The sequence below is a fragment of the Acinetobacter sp. 24-47-66 genome, from assembly GCF_056779755.1.
Genome location: NZ_JBWYIL010000026.1, coordinates 1 through 6137, shown reverse-complemented (window position 1 = coordinate 6137; position 6137 = coordinate 1). Strand labels below are relative to the sequence as shown.

The following is a 6137-nucleotide window of genomic DNA, read 5'->3' as shown; positions in this document are numbered from 1 at the left end:
CACCGAGTTCCACGACTTCTGATACTTGTGCGATGGTGATATCTGCTGCCATGGCCATAATTGGACCAAAGTTACGTGCAGATTTACGGTACACCAAGTTCCCCCAGCGATCGCCCTTATGCGCTTTAATTAACGCAAAGTCAGCTTTGATTGGATTTTCTAAAACGTAATCCTTACCTTCATAATTCATGGTTGGTTTGCCTTCAGCGAGCAAAGTACCAAAACCTGTTGGTGTGTAGATTGGACCTAAGCCCATACCCGCCGCTTGAATACGGCAAGCCAAGTTGCCTTGCGGTACAAGTTCTAACTCGATTTTGCCTGCACGGTAGAGTTCATCGAAGACATAAGAGTCAGACTGACGAGGAAAAGAACAGATGATTTTACGTACAGCGCCTGCTTGTAACAGTTTAGCCAAGCCGTAATCACCATTACCTGCGTTGTTGTTGACGATCACTAAGTCTTTAATACCGAGTTCAATTAAGCCATCGATGAGTTCAGCAGGCTGACCTGCAGTACCAAACCCACCAATCATAATGGTTGAACCGTCTTTAATTTGGGAGAGGGCTTCGGTTAAAGACGCTGAGCTTTTATCAATCATAATCACTTCCTAAACAAACGATCTACATTTACCTTTAATATGATCAGGTCGATGTAGACGATGATGGGGTAGTATTTTGACGCTTCGTTAAAATCACGTGCGCTAAAATACCAATACAGATTCCCCAAAAAATTGAACTTAAACCTAAAAATTGCATACCTGAAACAGTCGCCAAGAAAGTAAGGAGAGCTGCGTCACGATCCTTTTCTTGGAACATAGCAACGTGTAAATTTGTAGCAATAGCACCTAAAAGTGCTAAACCTGCTAATGCAGCAACAAGTTCTTTAGGCAGTAAGCTAAAAAGCATCACAATGCTGCCTGCAAATAAACCACCTAAAATATAGAAAATACCGTTCGCAATACCTGCGATATAACGTTTCTCTTTGAGCTCATGTGCATCTTTACCTGTACAGAGTGCGGCTGTTATTGATGCCAGGACAATGGTGATCCCGCCCACATAAGCAACAGCTAACGATGCGATACTGGTAGTGGTAATAATCGGTTTTGCTTGAATGTCATAGCCACTTAATTTCAAAATTGCCATGCCAGGTAAAAATTGACCAGAAAGGCTGACTAAAATAAGAGGTACTGCAAGATTTAGAAAAGAGTTAAGCGTCCACTCGGGCGCAATGAATTGGGGTATTGCAAGTGAAAACTCCATATTCACAGCATTGAATTTTCCGAGGACTAAACTCATGAAAATACCAGCTGCCAATACAAAAAGCATGGCATATCGAGGTGTTAACCGCTTAGCAATCAGATACGAAATAAGCATTCCAAACACAATATATGGCATGGTATTGGTCGCGGTAAAAAGACCAAATCCGAACTGACATAAGATACCAGCCATCATTCCTGCAGCCACTGATTGCGGTATCAAAGCCAATAGTTTGTCGAAATATCCGGTAATACCAATGATGAAAATCACTACAGCTGTAGTGATATATGCAGCAACTGCTTCATTCAGTGATATATCTGGAAAAAGTGTGACTAGCAGAGCAGTACCAGGTGCCGACCAAGCGGTAATGACAGGAACTTTAAATTTTATTGATAATAGAATTCCAGCTACAGCAGCACCAATTGAGATACCCCAAATCCATGAAATCATCATGTCTGGTGAAACTTGGGCTTGTTGTGCTGCTTGAAAGAAAATAATTAATGGTCCGGCATATGAAATCAATACAGCTAAAAAGCCGGCGACAGTGGCGGAAATAGACCAATCTTCTTTTAGTGTTTTAAACAGGGTTGCCATTGTATTTGCCTCCTTGCGTCAATGATCCTGTGAATTTAAAGAGTCCGTGATCAGGGTTAACCCTGATCACCACCACCTACAGGTACGACTGTGCCTGTAATGTATGAAGACTCATCTGAAGCAAGGAACAAAATAGCATTTACTTGTTCTTGAATAGTGCCATAGCGTTTCATGTAGCTGCGGTCAATTGTTTGATCAACCACTTCTTGCATCCAAGCTTGATCTTGCTCAGATAGTGGTGAAGTATTACGTGGAATTACACGTGGTGGAGCTTCAGTACCACCTGTAGCCACAGCATTGATGCGGATACCATCTTTAGCATGTGCAAATGCCATTGATTGAGTAAAACTATTTACACCACCCTTAGCCGCAGAATATGGAAGACGGTTAATTCCACATGTGGCGATAGATGATACATTCACGATCACACCAGATTTTTGGTGTTGCATGTGTGGTAAAACTGCACGACAACTCCATAAAGTAGGAAATAAAGAACGATTGATCTCTTTAATAATTTCCTCTTCAGAAAACTCTTCAAAAGGTTTCATCCAAATCGCACCACCAACATTGTTGATCAGCACATCAATTCGGCCAAAAGTCTCGATCGCTTTATTTACAACGGATTGTGCACCAGCATAGGTTTCAAGATCAGCTAAGACAGTGACACCTGTGCCACCTTGAGTCGTAATTTCTTCAAGTGTGGTCGTCACGTATTCAGCACGGTCAGCCAGTACAACTTTTGCACCTTCGCTAGCTGCTTGAAGAGCAACACCGCGACCGATGCCTTGAGCGGCACCAGTAACGATTACGATTTTATTTTCAAATCTTTGATTCATGTTCCTCTCCACTTTAATTCGCAGAGAATTTTTCGAATAAGAAGTTTGCAGGTTTAACGCCTTCAGCATCTAACCAACCACGAACTGCATCTACCATAGGAACAGGACCACAGAGGTAAACGTCTACATCACCACCGTTGAGCCATTCAGTTTCAATGTGACCTGTTACATAACCTTTACGTTCGTGTGCAGATTCTGGGTTTGCAACTACGGTACGGTATTCAAACCAATCAAGTTTTTCTTGAAGTTTGTTGAGTTCTTCAATAGCAACTAGGTCGAAGTCATTGGTTACACCAAAAACTAAACGTACTGGATGTTCAGAACCTTTTTCTTCTAATACTTGAAGCATCGACATAAATGGAGCAATACCTGTACCACCAGCAAGCATTACTACAGGGCGTACTACATTACGTAAGTAGAAGCTACCAAATGGACCAGTGAATGTCATTTTTTCGCCGACTTTCGCTTCGCTGCTTAAGAAGCTACTCATCTTACCGTTAGGAACGTTACGAACAACAAAGCCGGTCAAACGGTTGCCTGGCTTAGAGCTGAAAGAGTATGAACGTGTTTCAGTTGATCCAGGTATACCTACATTTACATACTGACCAGCAAGGAAATTGATATCTGGCTGACCCTCGTCTAGTTGAATATCAAAGGTAATTGTAGATTCAGATAAGTTTTCTACACGAGAAAGTGTACCTTGATATTGATGAATTTGAGTTTTACATACATCAGATGATGCTTGAATTTGGAAAACTGCATCTGAAGTAGGACGGCACTGGCAAGCTAAGATATAGCCTTGCTCAGCCTCTTCTGGTGTAAGTGCATCTTCAATATAAGTTTCTTCAGGCATGTCATAGCTGCCAGACTCACAAAAAGCTCGACAAGTACCACATGCACCATCACGGCAATCCAGCGGAATATTAATCTTTTGACGATATGCAGCGTCAGAAAGCGTTTCGCCTTGTGCAACTGAAATAAATCGGGTTACGCCATCTTCAAATTGAAGTGCAACATTATGGTTTGACATGGCTGAATATCCTTTAAGAATCTTTTGAACAATTTTTTGGTGTAACTACCAAAATTCCATTTGGTAGTTACTGAACTTGTTATTTACTAATTACAGGTGATATACGTCGATTACTTGATTGATGTAATCATTTTTGAGTACCACATATTTATTTAAAATTTGTGGTTTTTCACCAGACAAATTGATTTCGTAGCGTGACATACCAAAGTAGCTGTATGACTTTTGGTAGCGGTAACTTAAAGTGTTCCAGTTGAAACGAACAACAACCTTATCTTCATGACGTTCAAGTATTTCAATGTTGTTAATATTGTGGCTTGTACGTGTATCAGGCATTGTTGCAGAAGAGCGTTCAGTTTTGATACGGAACACGCGGTCTTCTAAACCTTGACGATCTGGATAATAAATTAACGAGATTTCTGATTGAGGATCTTCAGTTAATGTATTGTAGTCATCCCAAGATGGCATCCAGAACGATGCTGTAGGTGCATAACACTCTAACCATTCATCCCACTGTTCATCATCAAGTAGGCGCGCTTCTTTAAATAAGAACTGGCTCACTGATTCTAAAGTTGCTTCAAGATTCGCGTTACTCATGCGTTATCTCCTTGTTCAGCTAAAGCTTGTTCTGCTTTAATCGCACGTTTCATTTCTTCTAACCAATGTTGATGTTGCGCAAGGTATAAACCTTCGTCTTCAGTTTTAACGCCTGAAAGTTTAGGTTTTAGACCAATTTCGTTTGCAGCATCATCTGGGCCATTGATCCAATGCTTTGAACCACGGCACATATCGTTCCACTCAAGTTCGATACCAGCATAACCTGCTTGACATGCACGGAATTCTTCTAAGTCATCTGGTGTCGCCATACCTGAAGCATTGAAGAAATCTTCATATTGACGAATACGGCGTGCGCGAGCTTCTGGCTCTTCACCTACAGGTGCGATGCAGTAAATTGTTACTTCAGTTTTATCGACAGCAATTGGGCGAAGTACACGGATTTGTGAACCGAACTGATCCATCAAATAAACGTTTGGATATAAGCAAAGGTTACGTGAGCGCTCGATCATCCACTTCGACATAGCAGGACCGAATTTCTCAGAGTATTCATCTGCTTTAGGGAAGTTAGGGCGGTCTTCAGGGTTAGCCCATTGTGTCCAAAGCAACATGTGACCATTTTCAAAACCGTAAGAACCACCGCCTTGTTTACCCCAAGAACCTGCGCTCATTGCACGGATGTTGTCGCCAGCTTGTTTTTCTTTACGTTGTTGCGTAGTCGCAGCATAATTCCAGTGAACTGCAGATACATGGTAACCATCTGCACCATTTTCAGCAGTGAGTTTCCAGTTACCTTCATATGTATAAGTTGAGGCACCACGTAAAACTTCTAAACCTTGATCAGACTGACCCACGATCATATCGATAATTTTAGTCGTTTCACCTAAGAATTCTTCTAATGGCAAGACGTCTGGGTTTAAGCTACCGAATAAGAAGCCTTTATAACTTTCAAAACGTGCAACTTTCTTAAGATCATGTGATCCTTCTTTGTTGAAGCAGTCAGAATAACCAGCATCTGTTGGGTCTTTAACTTTTAAAAGTTTGCCTGAGTTATTGAATGTCCAACCATGGAATGGGCAAGTATAAGTAGCCTTATTACCACGTTTGTTACGGCAAAGTTGTGCACCACGGTGTGAACAAGCATTGATCATTGCATTTAGCTCGCCTTGACGGTTACGAGCAATCACGATTGGCTGACGACCGATGTGTGTTGTGTAATAATCATTGTTATTTGGAATTTGGCTTTCGTGTGCCAAGTAAACCCAATTACCCTCAAAGATGTATTTCATTTCAAGGTCAAAAAGGGCTTGATCAGTGAAAACTGAACGATGAAGTTTAAACTCACCTGTCTCAAAGTTGTCTACAAGTAACTCATCAAGACGATCTAAATGGCTGGTATTAATTACAGGAATACGTGGCATGGACGTTCTCCGACTTTCCAAATTGAGGGGAAGTCATCGGGATAATTGACTTATCCCGATTCCGACTAATTGATTTAAGCTGATGCGCGGCGGCGTTCAACTTCAGTAGAAGGCGCACCTTCAACGTCTTTCACTAATTCAATGTCAAATTGAATATGTTTGAACGCACCTTTCAGACCACGACGAGCAATTTCAGCTTCATCAGTTACATCTACAGCAGTTGCCACTAAGCCATCACGCGTTGCAAATGCAAAGTCATCCCAAAGGTATTCATCACCTTCGATGTTGAACTGCGTAGTTAATTTACGGTAGCCAGGCGCAGTGACGAAGTAATGCACGTGTGAAGGGCGGTTACCGTGACGACCAAGTTTGTCTAATACAAACTGAGTTGTACCTTCTGGTGGGCAGCCATAACCTACAGGCATTGTGGTTAATGCTGTATATTGAC

General features: G+C 41.6%; 7 protein-coding genes. All 7 read right to left on the bottom strand.

What is annotated here, in order from left to right; translation table 11 throughout:
• The coding region (locus AC1M84_RS14150; RefSeq protein ID WP_481595220.1) for a 3-oxoacid CoA-transferase subunit A at nt 1–598 on the bottom strand (598 nt) is incomplete at its 3' end.
• A gap of 43 nt (nt 599–641) precedes the next feature.
• Entirely contained in the window at nt 642–1850 is a 1209-nt protein-coding gene (benE, locus tag AC1M84_RS14145) for a benzoate/H(+) symporter BenE (protein WP_481595219.1), read from the bottom strand.
• A 56-nt stretch (nt 1851–1906) separates the two neighbouring features.
• A complete protein-coding gene (locus AC1M84_RS14140; RefSeq protein ID WP_092768934.1) occupies nt 1907–2686 on the bottom strand; it encodes a 1,6-dihydroxycyclohexa-2,4-diene-1-carboxylate dehydrogenase in 780 nt (259 codons plus the stop codon).
• Nucleotides 2687–2699: 13 nt separating this feature from the next.
• A complete protein-coding gene (benC, locus tag AC1M84_RS14135; RefSeq protein WP_481595218.1) occupies nt 2700–3716 on the bottom strand; it encodes a benzoate 1,2-dioxygenase electron transfer component BenC in 1017 nt (338 codons plus the stop codon).
• A gap of 90 nt (nt 3717–3806) precedes the next feature.
• Complete coding sequence (gene benB, locus AC1M84_RS14130) at nt 3807–4310, bottom strand: benzoate 1,2-dioxygenase small subunit (RefSeq protein ID WP_035270498.1); 504 nt, start codon at nt 4308–4310, stop codon at nt 3807–3809.
• Entirely contained in the window at nt 4307–5689 is a 1383-nt protein-coding gene (gene benA / locus AC1M84_RS14125; RefSeq protein ID WP_035270495.1) for a benzoate 1,2-dioxygenase large subunit, read from the bottom strand. The genes benB and benA overlap by 4 nt, the downstream gene beginning before the upstream one ends.
• Before the next feature lie 74 nt (nt 5690–5763).
• The coding region (locus tag AC1M84_RS14120) for a dioxygenase family protein (protein WP_481595217.1) at nt 5764–6137 on the bottom strand (374 nt) is incomplete at its 5' end.